Here is a 22,772-nt window from a genome sequence, read left to right as displayed (position 1 = left end):
GTGCGTCCTCTCAGTGGGCCACGGCGGCGGCGCCGTGTTCGTCGATCAGGGCGCCCGTGACGAAGCGGTCCAGGGCGAAGGGGGCGTTGAGGGGGTGCGGCGAGTCGGTCGCGATGGTGTGCGCGAAGGTCCAGCCTGCGGCCGGCGTGCCCTTGAAGCCGCCGGTCCCCCAGCCGCAGTTGACGTACATGTTCTCCACCGGCGTGGTGGAGATGATCGGCGAGGCGTCCGGGGTGACATCGACGATGCCGCCCCAGGTCCGCAGCACATGGGCGCGGGCGAAGATCGGGAAGAGTTCGACCGCCGCGGCCATCTGCTGCTCGATGACGTGGAAGGCGCCGCGCTGCCCGTATCCGTTGTAGGAGTCGACGCCCGCGCCCATCACCAGCTCGCCCTTGTGCGCCTGGGAGACGTAGACGTGCACGTGGTTGGACATCACGACGGTCGGGTGGACCGGTTCGTGCAGTTCGGAGACGAGGGCCTGGAGCGGGTGGGACTGGATGGGGAGGCGGAAGCCGGCCATTTCGGCGAGGACGCTGCTGTGGCCCGCTGCCGCGAGCCCGACCCGGCCGGCGTTGATGCGGCCGCGGTTGGTCTCCACGCCGACGACCCGGTCGCCGTCCTTCACGAAGCCGGTGACCTCGCAGTGCTGGATGATGTCGACGCCGAGTTCGTCGGCGCGGCGGGCCAGCGCCCAGGCCACGTGGTCGTGCTTGGCGATGCCGGCCCGCGGCTGGTAGGTGCCGCCGAGTACGGGGTACCGGGTGTCGCTGGAGGTGTTGAGGATCGGGCAGACCTCGGCGACCTCGTCAGGGCCGAGCCACTCCGCGTCCACGCCGTTGAGCTTGTTGGCGCCGACCCGGCGGACTCCTTCGCGCACGTCCTGGAGGGTGTGCGCGAGGTTGAGGACACCGCGCTGGCTGAAGAGGAAGTCGTAGTCCAGCTCGGCCGGCAGGCCCTCCCACAGCTTCAGCGCGTGCTCGTATATCGCCGCGCTCTCGTCCCAGAGGTAGTTGGAGCGGATGATGGTGGTGTTGCGGGCCATGTTGCCGCCCGCGAGCCAGCCCTTCTCCAGGACCGCGACGTTCGTGATGCCGTGGACGGTGGCGAGGTAGTAGGCCGTGGCGAGACCGTGTCCGCCGCCGCCGACGATCACCACGTCGTAGGAGGACCGGGGCTCGGGATTGCGCCAGAGGTGATCGGGGTGCTCGGGCAACGGCTTCGTGCTCATGCGGTGGCTCCGTTCGGGCCCGGGTACAGGGGGAACTCGTCCGCGAGCGCCGCGACGCGGCCGCGCAGCGCGGCGGCGCGCGCCTCGTCGGGCTCGTCCATCAGCGTCTGCGCGATGATGTCGGCGACCTCGCGGAACTCCTCGGTGCCGAAGCCGCGGGTGGCCAGGGCCGGGGTGCCGATGCGCAGGCCGGAGGAGACCATCGGCGGGCGGGGGTCGAAGGGGACGGCGTTGCGGTTGACCGTGATGCCGACGCGGTGCAGCCGGTCCTCGCCCTGCTGCCCGTCGAGGGTGGAGTTGCGCAGGTCGACGAGGACGAGGTGGACCTCGGTGCCGCCGGTGAGGACGGAGACGCCGGTCTCGGCGACATCGTCGGAGAGCAGCCGCCCGGCCAGGATGCGGGCGCCTTCCAGCGTGCGGCGCTGCCGCTCCTTGAACTCCTCGGAGGCGGCGACCTTGAACGCGACGGCCTTGGCGGCGATCACGTGCTCCAGCGGGCCGCCCTGCTGACCGGGGAAGACGGCCGAGTTGATCTTCTTGGCGAGCTCCGCCCCGGACAGGATCACACCGCCGCGCGGGCCGCCGAGCGTCTTGTGGGTGGTCGTGGTGACGACATCGGCGTACGGGACGGGGCTGGGGTGCAGTCCGGCGGCGACCAGCCCGGCGAAGTGCGCCATGTCGACCATCAGGTAGGCGCCGACCTCGTCCGCGATCCGGCGGAAGGCGGCGAAGTCCAGCTGTCGCGGATACGCGGACCAGCCCGCGACGATCAGCTTCGGCCGGTGCTCGCGGGCGAGCCGCGCGACCTCGTCCATGTCGATGCGCAGGTCGTCCTTGCTGACGTGGTACGGGACGACGTTGTAGAGCTTGCCGGAGAAGTTGATGCGCATGCCGTGGGTGAGGTGGCCACCGTGCGCGAGGTCCAGTCCGAGAATGGTGTCGCCCGGCTTGAGGAGGGCGAACATCGCCGCGGCGTTGGCCTGCGCGCCGGAGTGCGGCTGCACGTTGGCGGCCTCGGCGCCGAACAGTTCCTTGACCCGGTCGACGGCCAGCTGCTCGACGACGTCGACGTGTTCGCAGCCGCCGTAGTAGCGGCGGCCGGGATACCCCTCGGCGTACTTGTTGGTGAGGACCGAGCCCTGGGCCTCCATGACGGCGGCGGGCGCGAAGTTCTCCGACGCGATCATTTCGAGGGTGGACTGCTGGCGGTGGAGTTCGGCATCGACAGCGGCCGCGACCTCGGGGTCGAGCGCGCCGAGCGGGGAGTTGAGGGCGTTCGAAGATTTCGCTGCCATCTGCGGCGCTCCTAGAATCCGCTTGAAGCCCGACTGATATATCAGACTGTGCGGTAACGTATGTGAGCCCGGAGAACAGGTCAAGAGGTGCCCCGATGAATGGTTCCGAGTCCCCCGCGGAGGAGCTGTCGCTCGCCGAGCGGGCCTACCGCGCGATCCGGGACCGGCTGGTCATGCTGGACATCAGACCCGGCGCCCCGATCAACGAGGAACAGCTCTCCCAGTCCCTCGGTTTCGGCCGGACCCCCGTACGCGAAGCGCTCAAGCGGCTGCAGTACGAGCGGCTGATCGCGACGTTCCCCCGCCGCGGCACCTTCGCCACCGAGGTCAACATCACCGACCTCGCCCACATCTCCGAGGTCCGCCGGGAGCTGGAGCCGATGGCCGCGGCCCAGGCCGCCCGGCGCGCCACCGCCGAGGACCGGTCCCGGCTGACCGCCCTGCTGCACGAACTGGAGAGCGCGAGCGAGCAGGGCCGCAGCCCGGACGACCTGATGCGCCTGGACCTGGCGGTGCACCGCGCGATCTACGCCGCCACGCACAATCCGTACCTGGAGGACACTCTCGTCCAGTACGACAACCTCGCCACCCGGGTCTGGTGCCTCTTCGTCGACCGGCTGCCCGGCATGGCCGGCCACATCGGCGAGCACGGCCCGCTGCTGCGCACCATCGCAGCGGGCGACCCCGACAAGGCCGCCGAGCTGGCCCACAGCCACGTCCAGGGCTTCGAGCGCGCGATCCGCGAGGCCCTCTGACCGCCTCCGGCACGGGCGCACCAGCCCACTCCGGTCCGTGATGTTCTGACCTTGATTTCCCTGGGGCGGGACGGTTTTGGGACCGTATACCGGAGGGGACCGGGGGAACTCGACAGCACCGCGCGGCACTGGCCTGCGGCGCGGCGGGGCCCGGCGGCGACGGTCCACCGTCGAGCCACAGCGCGGCGGCCACGCCCCGCGCCGGACCAGTCGAGGTGACCCGGATGACGACCACAGCCCAGCCCGCAAAAGCGGCTCCGCACGTGACGACGGCCCTGCCCCAGGCGGAGCCGCCGCCCGTCGCCGCTCCCCCGACACCCCGGCAGATGCGCGCCCTGGGCACCTTCGCGACCGGGGTGACCGTGGTGACCGGCCTGGACAGCAGCGAACCGGTCGGCTTCACCTGCCAGACCTTCGCCTCGGTCTCCCTCGCTCCCCCACTGGTGCTCTTCTGCGCCGGCCACGACGGCCGCAGCTGGCCGCGGATCAGGGCCGCCGGCCGGTTCACGGTCAATGTGCTGGCCGAGGACCAGACGGAGCTGAGCACACGCTTCGGGTCGCGGACGGGACGGAAGTACGAGGGGCTGGGCTGGGACCTGTCGCGGTGGGGCACACCGTCACTGCCCGGGGTGCTGCTGCGCGTGCACGCCGAGATCGCCGACGTGTACGGCGCCGGGGACCACGACGTGGTCATCGGCCGGGTCCTCGCCCTGGAACCGGGACGCGAGGCCCGCCCGCTCCTCTACCTCCGCGGCCAGTTCGTCGGAACCACATCCGCGCCGCCGCCGAGTTGGGCCCGGTCCCGGCCCGCGTGAGGAGGCCCGCAGGAAGGCCCGCGTGCAGAAGTCTGTGTGCAGAAGCTGTCCGCAGGAGGGGGTTCGACGGGCGGCTATAGGGTGAGCGGGCGAGGCCGAGAGACAGGGGAGGACCGGTGCCGAACGGGTACGACGTGGCACGCGCCGCCGGGGTGTCGCAGACCACGGTGTCCCGGGTCTTCCGGGGCGACACCCTCGTCGCCGCACGCACCCGCGACCACGTCCTGGAGGTCGCCCGGCGCCTCGGGTACGCCCCCAACCTCGCGGCCCGGACCCTGACCACGAATCGCGCGTACACCGTCGCCGTGATCACCCCGGACGTGGTGAACCCCCTGTACCCCCAGGAGATCACCACGCTGCACGGCGAGTTCAGCGCGGCGGGCTACCGCACGATGCTGCTCACCCGGGGCGCTCCGGGCGCGGACGAGGACAGCGCGCCGCGCGACCTGGACGCGCTGCGCGGCCGGGCGGTGGACGGGGTGGTGTTCGCCGCCGCGACCGTCGAATCACCGGCGGTGGCCGAGTTCCTGGCGTCGGGCATGCCGCTGGTGCTGCTGCACCGCGACACCGAGCGGGGCGAGGTGGACCGGGTACTGAGCGACGAGCGGGCGGGCTGTCGGCTCGCGGCGGAGTACGCGGTGGGCCTGGGCCACCGGCGGATCGGCGTGCTCACCGGGCCGCCGGACACCTCCAGCGGGCGGTACCGACGGCAGCACTTCGAAGATGCGCTGGCAGAGCTGGGGTGCCCGCTGGACCCGAAGTACGCGCACTGGGGCAGCCATTCGCACGAGACCGGCTTCGCGCTCGCGGCGGAACTGCTGGCGCTCGACCCGGCGCCGACAGCCGTGCTGTGCGGCAGCGACATCGTGGCGTACGGCGTGCTGGACGCGGCGCGGCGCCGGGGTCTGCGGGTCCCGGCGGACCTGTCGGTGATCGGCTTCGACGACATCGCGATGTCCAGCTGGTCGATGATCGGACTGACCACGGTCCGCCAGCCGCTGGCGGAGATGGCCAGGGCCGCGGCGACGACGCTGCTGCACCGCATCGAGCAGCCGGCGGCCCACACCCCGCGGCGGCAGGTCTTCGACGTGGAGCTGATCGAGCGCGGCACATCGGGTCCCGCGCCGCACTGACCGTCCGCACTGATCGCACCGCGCCGGGCCGCGGCCCGGCTCAGCCGACCGTCGCCGAGCCCTCGGGCTCCTGCCCCTCGTGCCCCGGCATCCGGGCGGCGATCACCGCGATGTCGTCGCTGCTGTCCGCCGACGGCCCCACGACCAGGGCCCGGCAGAAGTCGTCCAGCGGCTCGGTGGCGAGCCCGGCCGCCTGCCGGCGCAGCCGTTCCAGCCCCTCGTCGATGTCCTCGTCGGGGCGCTCGACCAGGCCGTCGGTGTAGAGCAGGACGGTGCTGCGCGGCGGCAGCGGCTCGATACTGCTCGCCCGTTCCTGTTCGGGGGCGAGCCCGCCGAGCATGATGTCCTGGGCGGCGTCCAGGAACCGGGCCTCGCCCTCGGCCGTGACCAGCAGCGGCGGCAGATGTCCCGCGACGCTGAAGTGCAGCTGCCGGGGCCCGCCCTCGGGGCCCTCGATACGGGCGTACACACAGGTCGCCGTGCCCTCCTCGGTTCCGAGGATCTGGGTGCTCACGTCCAGCCGGCGCAGGATGTCGCCGGGCGGCTCCTGCCTGTCGACGACCAGGCTGCGCAGCATGTTCCGCATCTTGCTCATGGCGACGGCGGCGGTCAGGTCGTGCCCGGCGACATCGCCGATGATCAGGGTGGTGGCGCCGTCGGGCAGCACGAAGGAGTCGTACCAGTCGCCGCCCACCTCGTCCGCCATCGAACTGGGCAGATAGCGGGCGACGATCTCCAGGCCGTCGACCAGCGGTGGATCGGTGAGCAGGCTCCGCTGCAGCGCGAGGGCGATGCGCTGGGTGTGCCGGAGCTCCAGGGTGTTGCTGAAGACCGGCAGCGACTGGTCCAGGACGGCGCGTACGAGGCTCAGCTCGCCGCGGCCGAACGACTCCCGCTCGCGGCACGCGTAGACGGCGACCACCGCATGCACGCTGCCGGCGATGGTGACGGGAAACATCACCACGTCGTGCACCTCCGCCAGCTCCGCCCACGGCGCGACGCCCGGCGGCACCTTCTCGGGCGGCACGGGGCCGGGGCGGAGCCTGCGGTGGATCGGGCGGCGTTCGTGGATCACCTGGTCGAAGGCCGAGCCAGGGGTGACCCGTTCCGGGCGCAGCGGGGCCACGGCCGCGGGCAGCCCGTGCCGGATGGTGGACGAGATCCGGTGAATGATGCCCGCCCCCCGTTCGGCGCCCGGCTCGCTCTCGGGGAAGAGGTACACGCCGCAGGCGTCGGCCAGCTCCGGCACGATCACCCGGCCGACCGCCGCGAAGGCGCGGTCGGCGTGGGCCGACTCGGTCACCGCGGCGGAGGCCCGCGCCAGCAGCTCCTTGCGGCGGTCCGCGACCCACTGGTCCTCGATGTCGGCGCAGGCGCCGACCCACTCCACGACCTGACCGTTCTCCCGGATGGGGACCGCGCGCAGCTCGCAGTGGCGGTAGCAGCCGTCCCGGTGCCGCAGCCGGAACCGGTGCTGGAACAGCTGCGGCACCTCCTGGACCGCGCGACCCCACGCCTCGGCGAGCGCCGGCCGGTCCTCGGGGTGCGCGGCGTCCAGCCAGCCGCGCCCGCAGAGCCGGTCCCAGGGCATGCCCGTGACCCGCTCCCAGCCGGGGCTGCCCTCCACGAGCCCGCCGTCCCGGTCGGTGACCCACACCTGCTGGGCACCGGCCGTGACCAGGCTCTGGTAGCGGTGGAGGACGCGCAGCCGCTTCTCCGACAGCATGCGGGCCCGCTCCTTGGCGGTCACCTCGCCGGTGACCTCCATGGCCACCAGCAGGACGCCGACCTCGTCCGGGGTGCCGGCCCGCCCCTCGGGCGCGGCCCGGGAGAGGCTGAGGCTGAACCAGCGATCGCGTACTTCGCCCTGCGCGTCCTCGATGCGCACCGGCCGGTCGGGACCGATCCGCGCCGGCCGGCCCGTGCGGTACACCTCGTCCAGAAGGGTGAAGGCCTCCTGCCGTTCGAGATCGGCCATGACCTCGCGGGCGGGCACGCCGAGCGGCCGGTCGCCGAAGAGTTTGCGGTAGACGGCGTTGGTGTACGCGAGGACGTGGTCGGGGCCGCGGAAGACGGCCACGGCGACCGGCGCCGGGTCGAACACGTCCAGCGCCGGGATGACGGGGGACGTGCTGCGCCCGCTCCCGTGCGGCTGTTCAGTCACCATCGCGCCCTTCCACGTCGCCTAAGCGTCATTATCCACTCAATAGAGCAGGTTTCCGCTGAAAAGTACGCGTGAACGGGCGGGGCGGACCCCGGGTGCACCCGCCGTCGGGGCTTGACGTCGGCGCCACCCCGTCCTTAGCTTCGACGCACCCGTATGACTGCGCAGTCATAGCGCCCATAGAGCACTGTCATCCAGAGTGAGGAAGCCGGCGATGTGTCCAGGTAACGGTCCGCTGCGCATCGGGATCATCGGCGCCGGGCTCATGGGCGCCAAGCACGCCGGATTCCTCACCCGGGAGCAGGACGCCCGGCTGGTCACCGTGGCCGACCCGTACAGCTCCGCGCTGGCCGAACGGTGCGGCGTACCGCATGTGAGATCGCATCAGGAGCTGCTGGCCCGGGGCGACGTGGACGCCGTGATCATCGCCAGCCCCAACCAGGCGCACGTGACGACCGCGGTGGACTGCCTGGCGGCCGGCATCCCGGCCCTGCTGGAGAAGCCGGTGGCCACCTCGCGCGCGGCGGCCGACGTGCTGCTCGCCGCCGAGCGGGAACACGGCGTCCCGCTGCTCGTCGGACATCACCGCCGGCACCACCCCGCCGTGGCCGCGGCCCGCGACTTCGTCCGCGGCGGCGGCCTCGGACGGCTGGTGGCCGTCAACGGGCTCTGGCTGACGAAGAAGGACGAGGCGTACTTCGACCAGGAGTGGCGGCGCAGCAAGGGCGCGGGGGTCATGCTGATCAACCTGGTGCACGATCTGGACCTGCTGCGACACATCTGCGGGGAGATCACCACCGTGCAGGCGCGTACCAGCAACGCGGTGCGGGGCCACGAAGTGGAGGAAACGGCGAGCGTCATCGTGGGTTTCGAGTCCGGTGCGCTGGGGTCGTTCCTGATCTCCGACACCGTGGTGGCGCCGTGGGGCTGGGACCAGGCCACCGAGGACGATCCGGCGTTCCCGTACCGGCCCGACGGCTCCTGCTACTCGATCGCCGGGACCACCGGCTCGCTGTCCTTCCCGCAGCTGGCGCACTACCACCACGAGGGCACCTCGGACTGGACCCGGCCGCTGAGCACGCGGTTCGTGCCGAAGGGCACCGGGGATTCGTACACGAACCAGCTGCGGCACTTCCTCGCGGTGGTGCGCGGCGAGGCGGAACCGGCCGTTTCGGTCGCGGACGCGGCGCGCACCCTCGCCCTGATCGAGACGGCGCAGCGTGCCGCGGAGTCCGGCGCCACGGAGACCGTCCGCTGAGCGGCGCCGGCGGGATTTTCGGGGGTGCCGGACGGCAGTGACGTGCACCGGCCGGAAACCGTCGGCCCGGCGCGCGGGCACGCCGGCCGTGCCGAAAGCGCTGGCAGGATGCTCGGCATGACCGACCATCCGCTGCTCGGAACGCACGAGGTGCCCGCGCTGGAACCGTTGCTCGCCCGGGTGGGCGAGGTGTTCGCCGCCGGGCCGGTCCACGACTCGGGGTGCCGGACGTACGGCGTACGGCTGCCGGACGGCGAACGCTGGTGCGTGAAGGAGGCCGTGACGGACGCGGCGGAGGAGTCGCTGGACCGCGGCTGGGCGTTCCACCGGGCGGTGCGGCACCCCGTGATCGTGCCGCAGGTGCACCGGCTGCGGGTGGGTGCGCGGTCGGCGGTGGTACTGCCCTGGCGGGACGGCGAGTCGCTGTACCACCGGGTGCCGGCGGCCGGCCCCGGGCAGCGGCCGGGCGGTGCGCTGGCGCGCTTTCGCGCGCTCCCCGTGGCGCGGGTGCTGGCGGCGCTGGACGCGATCCTGGACGCGCACCTCGCGGTGGAGCAGGCCGGGTACGTCGCGGTGGACTTCTACGACGGCGCGGTGCTGTACGACTTCGCCACGCACACTCCGCACCTCGTCGACCTGGACGAGTACCGCCGCGGCCCGTTCGCCGTGCAGGCGGACCGGTTACCGGGGTCGCGGCGGTTCATGGCGCCGGAGGAGTCGGTGCGCGGCGCGGTCATCGACATCCGCACGACGGTGTTCACCCTCGGGCGGACGGCGCGGCTGCTGCTGGACGCGGGCGACGAGGAGCGTGCCTGGCGCGGCACACCGCGGCAGCGTGCCGTGATAACCCGGGCGACCTGCGCCGACCCGCCGCACCGCCACTCCGGTGTGCAGCAGTTCGTCGAGGAGTGGCGTGCGGCGTGCCGCGAACCGGCGGTCGGCGGCTCCCACGCACCCCTTGGCCACGGCGAGTTGATGCATTAATCTACCGAGCAGCACGGTGCATTAATGCATCGAGGAGGGATGCGCGCACCGCGGCGGCGCCGGTCAGGCTATGGCGTCGTCGGACGTGGTACCCAGCGGGTCGAGCGCGGAGAGCAGATCCGGATGCACCTCGAAGGATTCGAGCAGGCCGGTCAGGCGCAGCACGCGGACGACACAGGCACTGTCGCCGTCCGAGATGAGTCGCAGCCGTCCCTCGCGCGCCAGGATCCGCAGCCGCGCCCGGCACAGCAGCGACAGTCCGCTGCAGTCCACGAACGTGACCTGCCGCAGGTCCACGACCAGGTCGGGGCTGCCCACGCTGGTCAGCACGTCCATCCGGTCGGCGAGATTGACCTTCGCCAGAATGTCCAGTTCCCCACAGAGTTCGATGACCGTGGTGGCTCCCACGGCCCTTTCACGGCCCCCGAAGGACCGCCTCTCTTCGGCCATCCCCGTCCCCACTTCACTGTTCGGCCGAGACGCGCGATCGCGCCGTACACCGGCGATGGAGGCTTGCGGAGGTGGGGGACACCCGCGGAGAAAGGTCAGCAACGACCACCGTCGACGTTCGGGGATCCGCGCCGTGCCGGCCGTCGGCAGGGTCCGGGTCATCGGCCGGTCCGTTACGTGTGAATACGGTGTACCCGGCTCTGCTGGCCTGAGTCAACAACTTGGTTCTACCGGAAAGTTGTTGACCCCCTCACGCCACTCCTCGCCACCCCCCGCGCTTGCTCCTCTCCGCGTATGCACAGAGGGAAGGCCCGCGTGCCGTGGAATGTCCGGGTGGGCGGGGAGCGCCGGCCCAAACAGACATGTGCCGGCGCCCCCGCCTTCCCCCGTGCGGCGCACCCCGGCGCCGCTGGGCACCAGCCTGCCGCCTGCGACGGGCCCGTGGGAAGAAGATCCTGATAGGCCTTCGGCGCGCATTGATGCGCCGGTGCTTATCAATGCGCGTACGTGTGCGGCGGTCCGGTGCCCACGGCCCGTCACCCGTACGGACGCGAGTCCGTCCCCCGTACCTACGTGTCGCGAATCGTCATCACTCGGGTGATTACCACTGTCCTCGCGGGGCACCCGGCGCACCTGGAATGCCGGTACTCACCCGGTCGCACGACCGGCCCCGGCCCGATGGCGGGCCGGAGGGGTGCGTGCCAGCGTGTCCAGGGGTGGCGTCGCCACCGGGCCCCTGCTGCCGATATTGCGAGGACCGTGATGGAACGACCCAGAGTGCTGATCGTGGGCGGTGGTTTCGCCGGCGTGGAATGCGCCCGCGCCCTGGAGCACGGCCTGGAGGCCCGCGAGGCCGAGCTGACTCTGGTCTCCCCCACCAACTACCAGCTGTATCTGCCACTCCTGCCGCACCTCGCGGCCGGCGTGGTCACCCCCCAGTCGATCGCCCCGTCGCTGCGCCGCATCCTGCGCCGGACCCGGCTCGTACCGGGCGGTGTGATCGGCGTGGACACGGCCAACAACGTGTGCACGGTCCGCCAGATCACCGGCGATACCGTCAACCTGTCCTACGACCACCTCGTCCTCACCCCCGGCTCCGTCACCCGGACCTTCGACATCCCGGGCCTGACCGAGCATGCGCTCGGCATGAAGACACTCGCCGAGGCCGCGTACATCCGCGACCACGTCATCGCACAGCTCGACATCGCCGCGTGCTGCGCCGACCCGGCCGAGAAGGCGGCCCGATTGCAGTTCGTGGTGGTCGGCGGCGGTTACGCGGGGACCGAGACGGCGGCGTATCTGCAGCGGCTGACCAGTGCGGCGGCCGAGCGGTACGCGGGCCGTATCGAACCGGACGAGATCAAATGGCATCTGATCGACATCGCGCCGCGGCTCATGCCGGAGCTGGGCGAACGGCTCGGCACCAAGGCGATGGAGCTGGTGCAGAAGCGGGGCATGGAGGTGTCGCTGGGGGTGTCCGTCGAGTCGGTCACCGCCGACACCGTGACGCTCACGGACGGCCGGGTACTGCCCTGCCACACCCTGATCTGGACCGCCGGGGTGGCCGCGAGCCCGCTGATCGGGACGCTCGGCGCGGAGACGGTGAAGGGCCGGCTGGCGGTGCACGCCGATCTGTCCGTGCCGCGCATGCCCGGCGTGTGGGCCTGCGGTGACGCGGCCGCCGTACCGGACATCACCAAGGAGGGCGGCGCGGTCTGCCCGCCCACGGCGCAGCACGCGCAGCGGCAGGGCAAGCACGCCGCGAAGAACATCATCGCTTCGCTGCGCGGACAGCTCTGCACGCCGTACCGGCACAAGGACCTGGGGCTGGTGGTCGACCTGGGCGGCGCCGACGCGGTGTCCCGGCCGCTGGGCAAGGAACTGGTCGGCCTCCCCGCGCAGGTGGTGGCCCGCGGCTATCACCTGATGGCCCTGCGGACCGGTACCGCGCGGTTCCGTACCGTCGCGAACTGGCTGCTCAACGCCACGGCGGGCGATGACTTCGTACGGACCGGATTCCAGTCGGGCCGGGACGCGACGCTGCGCGACTTCGAACGCACGGACGTCTATATCTCGCCGGACGACGTACGGGCGCAGAACGGCGGCAGTCGCAGAAAGAGCTGACGGCCGGACACCTCGGCAGCGGCCGGGCGGGGCTCAGTCCCGCTCGGCCGCTTCGTCGTCCGACGGCAGGTCACGGGCGCCCAGGCGGAGGTGCTCGATGTGGTAGACGGCCTCGTCAAGGAGCTGCGCGACATGGTTGTCGTACAGGCTGTAGACGATGCGGCGGCCCCGGCGGGCGCCGGTGACCAGGCCCAGCGCGCGCAGCAGCCGCAGCTGGTGGGAGACGGCCGACTGCTCCATGCCCACCGCTTCGGCCAGCTCCCCCACCGGACAGGCGCCCTGCCGGAGCCGCGTGAGGATCATCAGGCGTGACGGCGTGGCCAGCGCCTGAAGTGTGGCGGCGATGGTCGCGGCGGACTCCGCGTCCAAGTGCTCGGCCGGCGTGACCCGGGCGTCGACTCCATGTCCCATGCGCCCATCGTAACGACCAGCATATTTGAAGACCTCTTCATGTATTCCGCTATGGTGGCACCGATGCGTACGCATGAAGCCCTCTTCATGCGTACGTGTCTCCCCGTCCGCACCCTCGTGCCCCGGGCCCCGCCCGCGCACGTCCCCGCTCCCGAGGTGTCTCCCATGGCTTCCACGCTGGCCGACGAGCACACGGCCACCGCGGCCACCGCTCCGGCGCCACCGGCCCCCGCGGCGCTCCCCCGCCGCACCCGGCTCTTCGCGCTGCCCGAGGTCCGCTGGGCCGCGCTCGCCGCGCTCGCCTTCCTGATCGCCTTCCCGCTCGACCTCGCGGGCGCGCCCGCCTGGGCATGGGGCCCGCTGTACGCCGTGTGCTACGCGGCGGGCGGCTGGGAACCGGGCTGGGCAGGCCTGACGGCGCTGCGCGAACGCACCCTCGATGTCGACTTGTTGATGGTCGTGGCAGCGATCGGCGCCGCCGCCATCGGCCAGTACCTCGACGGCGGGCTGCTCATCGTGATCTTCGCGGTCTCCGGCGCGCTGGAGGCGCTGGCCACCCGGCGCACCGAGGACTCCGTACGCGGCCTGCTGGACCTCGCCCCGTCCACCGCCGTACGGCTGACCGCCGACGGCGAGGAGACCGTGGCCGCCACCGCGCTGGCGGTCGGCGACACCGTCCTGGTGCGCCCCGGCGAGCGGCTGCCGGCCGACGGCACCGTGCTGGACGGCGCGAGCGAGGTGGACCAGGCGTCCATCACCGGCGAGCCGCTGCCCGCCGAGAAGCGGAGCGGCGACACCGTCTTCGCCGGCACCCTCAACGGCACCGGAGCGCTGCGCGTGCGGGTCGAAGCGGACGCGTCGGAATCGGTCATCGCCCGCATCGTGACGATGGTCGAGGAGGCGAGCGGCACCAAGGCGCCGACCCAGCTGTTCATCGAGAAGATCGAGCAGCGGTACTCCGTCGGCGTGGTCGTGGCCACCCTCGCGCTCTTCGCCGTCCCGCTGGCCTTCGGCGCCGCCCTCACCCCGACGCTGCTGCGTGCCATGACCTTCATGATCGTGGCCTCGCCGTGCGCGGTCGTGCTGGCGACCATGCCGCCGCTGCTCTCCGCCATCGCCAACGCCGGACGGCACGGCGTGCTGGTGAAGTCGGCGGTGGCGATGGAGCGGCTGGGCTCGGTCACCCGCGTCGCGATGGACAAGACCGGCACCCTCACCGAGGGCACGCCGCGGGTCGCCGCCGTCCGGGCGCTGCCCGGCTTCGACGAGGACGAGGCCCTGTCGGCGGCCGCCGCTGCCGAACTCCCCAGCGAACATCCGCTCGCCCGCGCGGTGGTCACCGCGGCCCGCGACCGCGGCCTGCGCCCGGCGGACGCGACGGACTTCTCCTCCGTACCGGGCCGCGGCGTCCGCGCCACGGTGGCGGACCGCACGGTCGAGGTCGGCAGCCCCTCGGGCCTGCTGACGGACGAGCAGCCGACGGGCGTTCTGCAGACGGACGGTCTGCCAACAGGCGCCGCGAGCCCGGGAGGCGCGGCAGCCGCCGGGAAGCCCGTCGCCGGACCCGAGGCCGCCCGCCAGGCCGTCGCGGAGTACGAGGAGGACGGCCGCACCGCCGTCGTCGTACTGATCGACGGCACGCCCGCCGCGGTACTCGCGCTCGCCGACCGGCTGCGCCCCGGCGCGCCGCGCGCCGTCGCCCGGCTGCGTGCGCTGGCCGGCGCCGAGCCCGCCCTGCTGACCGGTGACAACGGCCGTACCGCGGCCCGTACCGCCGAGGAGTCGGGGATGACGGACGTACGCGCCGGGCTGCTGCCCGAGGACAAGGTGGCGGCGGTACGCGCCTGGCAGGAGCAGGGCGAGCGGGTGCTCGTCGTGGGCGACGGGGTCAACGACGCGCCCGCGCTGGCCGCCGCCGACAGCGGCGTGGCGATGGGCCGGGCCGGCTCGGACCTGGCGCTGGAGACCGCCGACGCGGTGGTCGTCCGGGACGAGATCGGCGCCGTGCCCACCGTGGTCGCGCTCTCCCGTCGCGCCCGGCAGCTGGTGAAGCAGAACCTCGTCATCGCGTCGGTGTGCATCGGCGGCCTGGTCGTCTGGGACCTGGCGGGCCACCTCCCGCTGCCGCTGGGCGTACTGGGGCACGAAGGTTCGACCGTCCTGGTGGGCCTGAACGGCCTGCGGCTGCTGCGTACGGCAGCGTGGCGGCGCGCGGCGGCCTGAGCAGCCGGCACTTTCGTGGCGGGGTCCCTTACGACCCCGTCCCGCCGGTCCGCCCCTGCTCGACGAGCTCCGGGATTCATCCCTTCTGCTGAGTCTTCGAAGGAAGCAATTGACCTCAACATTGGTTGAGGTCATAGCTTCCTGATGTGTCGCCGGTCAGTCCCGACCGCGACGGATGACCGCATCCCGGAGGTCCGCGATGGACATGGAAGTCGCCGCCTGGCATTCGATGCACAGCACCATCACCGCGCAACAGGACAAGCGTCCGTTCTCGCGCGGGACGGTGCGCCGCATCGCGGCCTTCGCCCGCCCGCACCGACGCAATCTGGTGGCGTTCCTGCTGCTCAGCACGGTCACCTCCGTGCTCGCCGTGGCCACCCCGCTGCTCGCGGGCAAGGTCGTGGACGCGATCGAGCACCGCTCCTCCACCGGACTGGTACTCGGCCTCGCCGGACTGATCGCCGCCATCGCCGTCGCCGAGGCCGGGCTCGGCCTGCTGACCCGCTGGCTGTCCGCGACCATCGGCGAGGGCCTGATCCTGGACCTGCGGACGGCCGTGTACGACCACGTCCAGCGCATGCCGGTCGCCTTCTTCACCCGTACCCGCACCGGCGCCCTGGTCAGCCGCCTCAACAACGACGTCATCGGCGCCCAGCGGGCGTTCAGCGACACCCTTTCCCAAGTCGTCGGCAACATCGTCACCCTGGTCCTGACACTCGTCGTGATGATGGCCCTGTCGTGGCAGATCACCCTGATCGCCCTCGTGCTGCTGCCGGTGTTCGTGCTGCCGGCCCGGCGCGTCGGCCGGCGCCTGGCGCAGCTGCGCCGGGAGGCCGCCACGCACAACGCCACGATGGGCACCCAGATGACCGAACGCTTCTCCGCACCCGGCGCCACGCTGGTCAAGCTGTTCGGGCGGCCCGACCGCGAGTCCGCCGAATTCGCCGCACGGGCGAGCCGGGTACGGGACATCGGCGTCCGTACGGCCATGGTGCAGACGTACTTCGTCACCGCCCTCACCCTCGTCTCCGCACTCGCGCTGGCCATCGTCTACGGGCTCGGCGGCTACCTCGCCCTCAGCGGCAGCCTCGGCCCCGGCGCGATCGTCTCCCTCGCCCTGCTGCTGACCCGCCTCTACGCGCCGCTCACCGCGCTCTCCGGCGCCCACGTCGAGGTCATGAGCGCCCTGGTGAGCTTCGAGCGGGTCTTCGAAGTACTGGACCTCAAGCCGCTGATCAGCGAGAAGCCGGACGCCCGCCCGGTCCCCGACGGCCCGCTGGCCGTGGAGTTCGACGACGTACGCTTTGGCTACCCCGCCGCCGACAAGGTGTCCCTGGCCTCCCTCGAAGAGGTCGCGACGCTCGACACCCGGGGCGGCGACGACGTCCTGCACGGCGTGTCCTTCCGCGCCGAGCCCGGCCAGATGATCGCCCTGGTCGGCTCCTCCGGCGCCGGCAAGTCCACCATCGCGCAGCTGCTGCCCCGGCTGTACGACACGGACGAGGGCGCCGTACGCATCGGAGGCGTGGACGTGCGCGACCTGTCGGCCGCCTCGCTGCGCGACACCCTCGGCATGGTCACCCAGGACGGCCACCTCTTCCACGACTCGCTCCGCGAGAACCTGCTGCTGGCCCGGCCCGACGCGGCCGAGGAGGAGCTGTGGGACGTCCTGCGCCGGGCCCGTCTGGACGGCCTGATCGCTTCCCTTCCCGACGGTCTGGACACGGTCGTCGGCGAACGCGGCTACCGGCTCTCCGGCGGTGAGCGGCAGCGGCTGACCATCGCCCGCCTGCTGCTGGCCCGCCCCCGGGTCGTGATCCTGGACGAGGCCACCGCCCACCTGGACAACACCTCCGAGGCGGCGGTGCAGGAAGCGCTGGCCGAGGCGCTGGCGGGCCGCACCTCCCTGGTGATCGCCCACCGGCTGTCCACCGTACGGTCCGCCGATCTCATCCTCGTCCTCGAAGACGGCCGCATCGTGGAACGCGGCACCCACGAGGCGCTGCTCGCCGCGGGCGGCCGCTACGAGGAGCTGTACCGCACCCAGTTCGCCGACTCGGCCGCCGAGCGGAAGGTGGTCGTGAACTGACCGCGGCCCCGGGCGGCCGGAGTCATCCGATCACGTACGACATCCGATCAAGTACGACAGCACCGGCCGGTCCCGCCTCTTGGCGGCGACCGGCCGATGCCGAACACTCGAAGGGTGACTCAGCGCGCTGAACACTCGACCGTCATGGACCGCCTCGCGATCGACGACCTCGTCACCGATTACGCCATCGCCGTCGACGACGGCGACTGGGCCGCGTACCGGCACCTGTTCACCAAGGACGGCCGGGCGGACTATCGCTCGGCCGGCGGTATAGAAGGCGGCTGGGAGGAGATCGCCGCCTGGCTCGCGGAGATGATGCGGCACTTCCCCGTCCGCCAACATCTGATCGTCAACCGCCGGATCACCCTCGACAGCCGGGACGGCGCCCCCGGCGACACCGCCACCGTACGGGCCGACTACCTCAACCCGATGCTGCTCGCCGACCCGTCGGCGCCGCCCGCCACCGCCCCGACCAGCACGGACCCGCACGGCCACGCCGCACTCGCGCCGAACTACACCTGCGCGGGCCGCTACGACTTCGCCGCCCACCGCACCGCGGACGGCTGGCGCCTGGCCGAGGTCGTCGTCCACGAGCGATGGCGCCAGATCGGACCGGCGAAGAAGGCATGAGTAGCCCTCCTGGCCGCCCTCCGGACCACGCCCCGGCCGCTCCCCCGCACGGCTTCCTCTGAGCACGGGACGCCGCGCCCCCTGTGCCTGATCGCCGTCGTGGCGCACACTGGGCGTCCGACCCGAGAGGGGGCCGATCGCAGCGGTCCCGGAGGTCCCGGAGGTCCCGGAGGGGAGACACGGTATGCGCCGCCCGGCCGCCCGAGAGGGCGGGAGCCCCGGCTCCCCCTGGTGGCGCGCCGTCGCCGCATTGGTGGCGGGCGCGCTGCCGGCGCTGTGCTTCCCCGCGCCCGCCCTCTGGTGGCTCGCGTACATCGCGCTCGTTCCCTGGCTGGCCCTCCTCGCCACGGCCGCCACACCGCGGCGTGCCGCGCTGGAGGGCTGGCTGGGCGGCACCGCGTTCATGCTGGCGGTGCACCACTGGCTGCTGCCCAGCCTGCACATCTTCCTCCTCGTCCTGGCCGCACTGCTCGGCGCGCTCTGGGCGCCCTGGGGCCTGCTCGTCCGCGACCTGCTGCGGCGCACCACGGCGGGCGCCCGCGCCCCCGGGCCCGGGCCGGGCCGGTGCGCGGCGGCGCTGGTCCTCGTACCGTCCGGCTGGCTGCTGATCGAACTGGTCCGCTCCTGGGAGTACCTGGGCGGGCCGTGGGGCGTGTTCGGCGCGAGCCAGTGGCAGGTGGCGCCGGCGCTGCGGCTCGCCTCCCTCGGCGGCGTCTGGCTGCTGACGCTGCTGCTCGTCGCGGTGAACACCGCGCTGGCCCTTCTCCTGACCCGGACCGCGTGGCGGACCGCGCTCGCCGGGCTGCTGACGATCGCCGTCGCGGCGGGCGCCGCCTGGCTGTGGACGCCGCGCCCGCAGCCCGCCGGCACGACCCGGATCGCGGTGGTGCAGGCGGGCGTGGTGGCCGGCCCGGACGCCCGGTTCGCGCGGGGCGAGCAGCTCACCCGTCGCCTCGCGGGCCGCGGCGTTGACCTGGTCGTCTGGGGCGAGAGCAGCGTCGGTGCCGACCTCAGCGGCCGCCCGGACCTGCGGGCCCGGCTGGCCGCGCTCTCCCGGGAGGTGGACGCCGACCTGCTGGTCAACGTGGACGCCCGGCGCGCCGACCGCCCCGGCATCTACAAGTCGTCCGTACTGATCGGCCCCGACGGCCCGACCGGTGACCGCTACGACAAGATGCGCCTGGTGCCGTTCGGCGAGTACGTACCGGCCCGCTCGATACTGGGCTGGGCCACCAGCGTCGGCAAGGCCGCCACGGAGGACCGGCACCGCGGCACCCGCCAGGTCGTGATGACGGCGGACACGCAGGCCGGTGCGGGCCTGCGCTTCGGTCCCCTCGTCTGCTTTGAGACGGCCTTCCCCGACATGAGCCGCCGGCTGGTTCGCCAGGGCGCGGGCGTACTGGTCGCCCAGTCCGCCACGTCCTCCTTCCAGGAGAGCTGGGCCCCCGCGCAGCACGCCTCCCTGGCCGCGCTGCGCGCCGCCGAGACCTGGCGGCCGATGGTGCACGCGACGCTGACCGGCGTCAGCGCGGTGCACGGCCCGCGCGGCGAGCGGGTCGGCCCCCGGCTGGGCACCGACCGCGCCACCGCCGCCGTCTACGACGTCCCCCTGGCCCACGGCACCAGCCCGTACGTCCGCCTCGGCGACTGGCCCCTGTACGCGGCCCTGCTCGCGGTCGCGGTCTACTGCCTGCGGAAGGGTGCCCGGGCCGTGCGGAAGCCGTCGGCGACGGCGCGGCCCGCCGAGCGGTCTGCGCCGGCGCCTCGCTGATCACTCACTGATCACTCGCTTGCGGCCTGCGCGAGGGCCCCTGATTCCTCGCTGGGCGGCCTGCGCGAGCGCTAGGCGGCTTGGGCGAGCGCCTCGTTGATCACTCGTTCGCAGAGTTCGTGCGTGCGGAGGGCGTCCTCGGCGGTGAGCAGCTTTCCGGTACGTACGGCGTCCAGGAAGGCCAGCGCCACCTGCTCGATGCCGCGCTGCCGGGCGACCGGCACCCAGTCGCCGCGCCGCCGTACGCTCGGCTGCCCCTTGTGGTCGATCACCTCGGCGAGGTTGACGACCTGCCGCTTGGTGTCCTGCCCCGAGACGTCGAGGACCTCCTCGGCCGAGCCGCTGAGCCGGTTCATGGTGCCGATGGCGGAGAACCCGTCGCCGGCCAGATGCAGCACGACGTGCTCCATCAGCCCGTTCCGGACGCGCGCCCGTACGTGGACGTCGTCCACGGTCCCCGGGGCGAGGAACCGCAGCGTGTCGACGACGTGGATGAAGTCGTCCAGCACCAGGGTGCGCGGGTCCTCGGGCAGCCCGACGCGGTTCTTCTGCATCAGGATCAGCTCACGCGGGTGCTCCAGGCACTGCGCGTACGCGGGCGCGTAGCGGCGGTTGAAGCCGACGGCCAGGCTGACGCCGCGGTCGGCCGCCCGCCGCACGATCTGCTCGCTCTCGCCGTAATGGTAAGAAATCGGCTTGTCGACATAGGTGGGAACGCCCGCGTCGACGAGCCGGCTGACGATCTCCGGGTGCACCCCGGTCGGCGCGTGCACGAAGGCCGCGTCCAGCCCGGCGCCGAGCAGCGACTCCAGGTCGCCGTGGCGCTGTGCGGCGGGCAGATGCAGCGTGTCGGCGACCCGTTCGAGGGTGGCAGGGGTACGGGTCTGCACGTGCAACTCGACCCCGGGCTGCGCCCCGAGCACCGGAAGATACGCCTTCCGCGCGATGTCACCGAGGCCGATGCAGCCTAGCTTCACTGTGCTTCACCTCTGAGGTATCGGGCCGGGAAACGGGCCGGGGTTGCTGATCGTCCCCGAGCCTACGCGGACGGGCGAGGGCGGCGGACGAGTGGGCGGGGACTACTGCGGACGGCCGGGCGAGCGGCGCGGGCGAGCGGCCGGGGCGACCCCCTCCGCAAGCAGGCCGGGTGAGCGGCGCGGGCGCGTGGCCGGGCGGCTCCTTCCGCAAGCAGCCCGGGCCGTCCGCCGCATCCCATTCCCGCAGGCTGGCGCAAAATTGCGGGCCGCGATGGCCGAACCGGGAAAAACCGGGTCGGCACGCGCCGCAGCGGCCATGCTGGGCGGCATGACAGCAACCGATCCAGCACGCACCATCCCCACCGGAACCGGCGACGAACTCACCCAATCGGTGCGCTGGCTGGACTACCACCGCGCGACCCTGGCCATGAAGTGCGCGGGGCTCACCGAGGAACAGCTTCGGACCGCCTCGGTGCCGCCCTCGGAACTGACCCTGATCGGCCTGCTGCGCCACATGGCGGAGGTGGAGCGGCACTGGTTCCGGCGGATCATGACCGGCGAGGACCTCCCGTGGATCTACTGCGACGAGGAGGACTGGGACCGCGACTGGCACTTCGGCGAGCAGGACACCGCGGCCGAGGCGCTGGCCACCTGGCAGACGGAGGTGGAGCTGGCCACGAAGGCCGCGGAGGGCCGCACGCTGGACGAGCCGGCGCCCGACCGGCTGCCGGGCAAGGAACTGACGCTGCGGTGGATCTACCTCCACATGATCGAGGAGTACGCCCGCCACAACGGCCACGCCGACTTCCTCCGCGAACGCCTCGACGGCGACACGGGCGTCTGACCGGCGGCTGACCGGCCGGTACCTGACCAGCCTTCTGCCCCGGGGCTGACCGGGCCGCCGCTACGCGCGGGGGCCACTCCCGCGGGGGCCGCTACGCACGGGAGCCGCCCGCCCGGTCCAGGCGGCGCTGAAGGCGCTCGATGGCGGCGCGAATGCCCTGCCGGTGCGGGTCGTCCTCCAGCGCGTCCAGCGCGGTACGAGCCCGGCCCAGCTCCCAGCGGGCCTCGGGGTGCCGGGCCAGCCGGGCGTAATCCGCCGCGAGGTCGAGATGGATCGCGGGCAGCAGCGCCCGCAGCTCGGCACGCCCGGCGTCCGCGTGCCCCCGGCTCCCCTGAGCCGCACTCAGCGCCCGCAGGTCCCAGCGCAGTTCCTCCATGGGGCTGTCCTGGGTGTCGGCCAGATAGTGGGCGAGCGTGCAGCGCTGGTACGCGTCGGCGGACGGCCCCAGCTCATGCCACAACAGGGTCATCCGGCTGCGGGCTTCCTCCCGGTCACCGCCCCGGTGCAACATGACGGCCTGTCCGATTCTGGTCAGGACGGCGTGCTCGGCCGTCATCCCCTGCCGACTCTGTGCCACTGCGCTCTCCCGCATCCGTACGCCGCCCGGCCACCTGCTCTCCCGACGCTAACCGCGCCCCGCTCCCCCGGCACGGCGAACGGTCCGGACGGAGCGGAGCCCGGGAGTCCCGGGCGGGCAGACGGGCGACCGGCATCGGGCGGCCGGCACCCACCTGCCTACCTCGCTCAGCCCAGGTCGGGAATGCGCCAGTCGATGGGGGTGTGCCCCTGGGCGGCGACCGCATCATTGATCTGCGTGAAGGGGTGCGAGCCGAAGAACTTCTTCGCGGAGAGCGGCGAGGGGTGCGCCCCCTGCACGACCGCATGCCGCTGCCCGTCGATCAGCGGCAGCTTCTTCTTGGCGTAGTTCCCCCACAGCACGAACACCGCCGGGTCGGGCCTGCTCGCGACCGCCCTGATCACCGCGTCCGTGAACTTCTCCCACCCCTTGCCCTTGTGGGAGTTGGCCTCACCGGCCCGCACGGTCAACACCGCGTTCAGCAGCAGCACCCCCTGCTGCGCCCACGGCATCAGATAGCCGTTGTCCGGGATCGGGGTGCCCAGCTCTTCGTGCATCTCCTTGTAGATGTTGCGCAGCGACGGCGGCGTCTTGACGCCGGGCCGCACCGAGAAGCACAGGCCGTGCCCCTGGCCCTCGCCGTGGTACGGGTCCTGGCCGAGGACCAGCACCTTCACCTGGTCGTACGGCGTGGCGTCCAGCGCGGCGAAGACCTCCTCGCGCGGCGGGTAGACCGGGCCCCGGGCGCGCTCCTCCTCCACGAAGGCCGCCAGCTCCTCGAAATAGGGCTTGGCCAGCTCTTCGCCGAGTACGCCGCGCCAGGATTCGGGCAGCATGTCGGGCATCACGTCAACGACCTCCGGGTGGGTTCCGCGTCTTTCCCTGGAGAACCTACCGGCGACCACTGACAACGCGGTCCGCCGGGACCCGGGCCTGTGGACAACCCGCGAGGAGAGACGAAAAAGCCGGTGGCGGCGCCCCCTGGGGACCGCCGCCACCGCCGCCAGAACTCCGCAACCGGCGGAGCGTACCTACGTACCT

The 22,772-nt window shown here is 72.6% G+C and carries 19 protein-coding genes; 11 read left to right on the top strand and 8 right to left on the bottom strand.

Annotated features, from left to right (window positions below; translation table 11 throughout):
- Nucleotides 1-10 precede the first annotated feature (10 nt).
- Together ACIGQF_RS19950 and glyA are read right to left on the bottom strand one after the other, a co-directional pair.
- Nucleotides 11-1,231 carry a sarcosine oxidase subunit beta family protein gene (locus ACIGQF_RS19950; RefSeq protein ID WP_399711749.1) on the bottom strand — a complete coding sequence of 407 codons (1,221 nt, stop codon included), beginning with the start codon at nucleotides 1,229-1,231 and terminating at the stop codon, nucleotides 11-13.
- Nucleotides 1,228-2,526, bottom strand: coding sequence for a serine hydroxymethyltransferase (gene glyA / locus ACIGQF_RS19945; protein WP_399711747.1), 1,299 nt, complete (start codon nucleotides 2,524-2,526; stop codon nucleotides 1,228-1,230). Before glyA ends, ACIGQF_RS19950 begins: the two co-directional genes overlap by 4 nt.
- A 95-nt stretch (nucleotides 2,527-2,621) precedes the next feature.
- Between glyA and ACIGQF_RS19940 the strand changes: the two genes are divergently transcribed.
- From ACIGQF_RS19940 to ACIGQF_RS19930, 3 genes are all read left to right on the top strand, one after another.
- On the top strand, nucleotides 2,622-3,281 hold the full coding sequence (locus tag ACIGQF_RS19940; RefSeq protein WP_399711745.1) for a GntR family transcriptional regulator: 660 nt from the start codon (nucleotides 2,622-2,624) through the stop codon (nucleotides 3,279-3,281).
- A 224-nt stretch (nucleotides 3,282-3,505) separates the two neighbouring features.
- Complete coding sequence (locus ACIGQF_RS19935) at nucleotides 3,506-4,096, top strand: flavin reductase family protein (protein WP_399711743.1); 591 nt, start codon at nucleotides 3,506-3,508, stop codon at nucleotides 4,094-4,096.
- A 116-nt stretch (nucleotides 4,097-4,212) separates the two neighbouring features.
- Nucleotides 4,213-5,229, top strand: coding sequence for a LacI family DNA-binding transcriptional regulator (locus ACIGQF_RS19930; protein ID WP_399711741.1), 1,017 nt, complete (start codon nucleotides 4,213-4,215; stop codon nucleotides 5,227-5,229).
- Between the two features lie 40 nt (nucleotides 5,230-5,269).
- On the opposite strand, the gene ACIGQF_RS19925 is transcribed toward ACIGQF_RS19930, so the two are convergent.
- Nucleotides 5,270-7,396 carry a SpoIIE family protein phosphatase gene (locus tag ACIGQF_RS19925; RefSeq protein ID WP_399711739.1) on the bottom strand — a complete coding sequence of 709 codons (2,127 nt, stop codon included), beginning with the start codon at nucleotides 7,394-7,396 and terminating at the stop codon, nucleotides 5,270-5,272.
- 211 nt (nucleotides 7,397-7,607) lie between these two features.
- On the opposite strand from ACIGQF_RS19925, the gene ACIGQF_RS19920 reads away from it, so the two are divergent.
- Nucleotides 7,608-8,651 carry a Gfo/Idh/MocA family protein gene (locus tag ACIGQF_RS19920; RefSeq protein WP_399711737.1) on the top strand — a complete coding sequence of 348 codons (1,044 nt, stop codon included), beginning with the start codon at nucleotides 7,608-7,610 and terminating at the stop codon, nucleotides 8,649-8,651.
- Between the two features lie 117 nt (nucleotides 8,652-8,768).
- Complete coding sequence (locus ACIGQF_RS19915) at nucleotides 8,769-9,635, top strand: serine/threonine protein kinase (protein ID WP_399711735.1); 867 nt, start codon at nucleotides 8,769-8,771, stop codon at nucleotides 9,633-9,635.
- A 63-nt stretch (nucleotides 9,636-9,698) separates the two neighbouring features.
- On the opposite strand, the gene ACIGQF_RS19910 is transcribed toward ACIGQF_RS19915, so the two are convergent.
- Nucleotides 9,699-10,043: an STAS domain-containing protein gene (locus tag ACIGQF_RS19910; protein ID WP_399711733.1), complete on the bottom strand. Its 345-nt coding sequence runs from the start codon at nucleotides 10,041-10,043 to the stop codon at nucleotides 9,699-9,701.
- An 804-nt stretch (nucleotides 10,044-10,847) separates the two neighbouring features.
- Between ACIGQF_RS19910 and ACIGQF_RS19905 the strand changes: the two genes are divergently transcribed.
- A complete protein-coding gene (locus ACIGQF_RS19905; protein WP_399711731.1) occupies nucleotides 10,848-12,209 on the top strand; it encodes an NAD(P)/FAD-dependent oxidoreductase in 1,362 nt (453 codons plus the stop codon).
- 33 nt (nucleotides 12,210-12,242) lie between these two features.
- On the opposite strand, the gene ACIGQF_RS19900 is transcribed toward ACIGQF_RS19905, so the two are convergent.
- Nucleotides 12,243-12,620: a metalloregulator ArsR/SmtB family transcription factor gene (locus ACIGQF_RS19900; protein WP_052863329.1), complete on the bottom strand. Its 378-nt coding sequence runs from the start codon at nucleotides 12,618-12,620 to the stop codon at nucleotides 12,243-12,245.
- Between the two features lie 165 nt (nucleotides 12,621-12,785).
- Between ACIGQF_RS19900 and ACIGQF_RS19895 the strand changes: the two genes are divergently transcribed.
- The 4 genes from ACIGQF_RS19895 (at nucleotide 12,786) to lnt (ending at nucleotide 19,333) form a co-directional block, all read left to right on the top strand.
- A complete protein-coding gene (locus tag ACIGQF_RS19895; protein WP_399711728.1) occupies nucleotides 12,786-14,843 on the top strand; it encodes a heavy metal translocating P-type ATPase in 2,058 nt (685 codons plus the stop codon).
- A 199-nt stretch (nucleotides 14,844-15,042) separates the two neighbouring features.
- Nucleotides 15,043-16,932 (top strand): ABC transporter ATP-binding protein, encoded by a 1,890-nt coding sequence (locus tag ACIGQF_RS19890; protein ID WP_399711726.1) that lies wholly within the window; start codon nucleotides 15,043-15,045, stop codon nucleotides 16,930-16,932.
- 114 nt (nucleotides 16,933-17,046) lie between these two features.
- Entirely contained in the window at nucleotides 17,047-17,562 is a 516-nt protein-coding gene (locus ACIGQF_RS19885) for a nuclear transport factor 2 family protein (protein WP_399711724.1), read from the top strand.
- 184 nt (nucleotides 17,563-17,746) lie between these two features.
- A complete protein-coding gene (gene lnt / locus ACIGQF_RS19880; RefSeq protein WP_399711722.1) occupies nucleotides 17,747-19,333 on the top strand; it encodes an apolipoprotein N-acyltransferase in 1,587 nt (528 codons plus the stop codon).
- 71 nt (nucleotides 19,334-19,404) lie between these two features.
- On the opposite strand, the gene ACIGQF_RS19875 is transcribed toward lnt, so the two are convergent.
- Nucleotides 19,405-20,310, bottom strand: coding sequence for a Gfo/Idh/MocA family protein (locus ACIGQF_RS19875; protein WP_399711720.1), 906 nt, complete (start codon nucleotides 20,308-20,310; stop codon nucleotides 19,405-19,407).
- A 328-nt stretch (nucleotides 20,311-20,638) separates the two neighbouring features.
- Here ACIGQF_RS19875 and ACIGQF_RS19870 point away from each other — a divergent pair, with 328 nt between their 5' ends.
- Nucleotides 20,639-21,154 carry a DinB family protein gene (locus ACIGQF_RS19870; protein ID WP_399711718.1) on the top strand — a complete coding sequence of 172 codons (516 nt, stop codon included), beginning with the start codon at nucleotides 20,639-20,641 and terminating at the stop codon, nucleotides 21,152-21,154.
- Nucleotides 21,155-21,245: 91 nt separating this feature from the next.
- Here ACIGQF_RS19870 and ACIGQF_RS19865 read toward each other — a convergent pair whose 3' ends face one another.
- The gene (locus tag ACIGQF_RS19865) at nucleotides 21,246-21,731 is read right to left on the bottom strand and encodes a hypothetical protein (protein ID WP_399711716.1); all 486 of its coding nucleotides are present in this window, start codon (nucleotides 21,729-21,731) and stop codon (nucleotides 21,246-21,248) included.
- Nucleotides 21,732-21,898: 167 nt separating this feature from the next.
- On the bottom strand, nucleotides 21,899-22,576 hold the full coding sequence (locus ACIGQF_RS19860; RefSeq protein ID WP_399711714.1) for a uracil-DNA glycosylase: 678 nt from the start codon (nucleotides 22,574-22,576) through the stop codon (nucleotides 21,899-21,901).
- Nucleotides 22,577-22,772: the final 196 nt, after the last annotated feature.

The organism is Streptomyces sp. NPDC053560, assembly GCF_044544605.1.
Lineage (GTDB): Bacteria > Actinomycetota > Actinomycetes > Streptomycetales > Streptomycetaceae > Streptomyces.
This window is presented reverse-complemented; position numbering and strand designations above follow the sequence as displayed.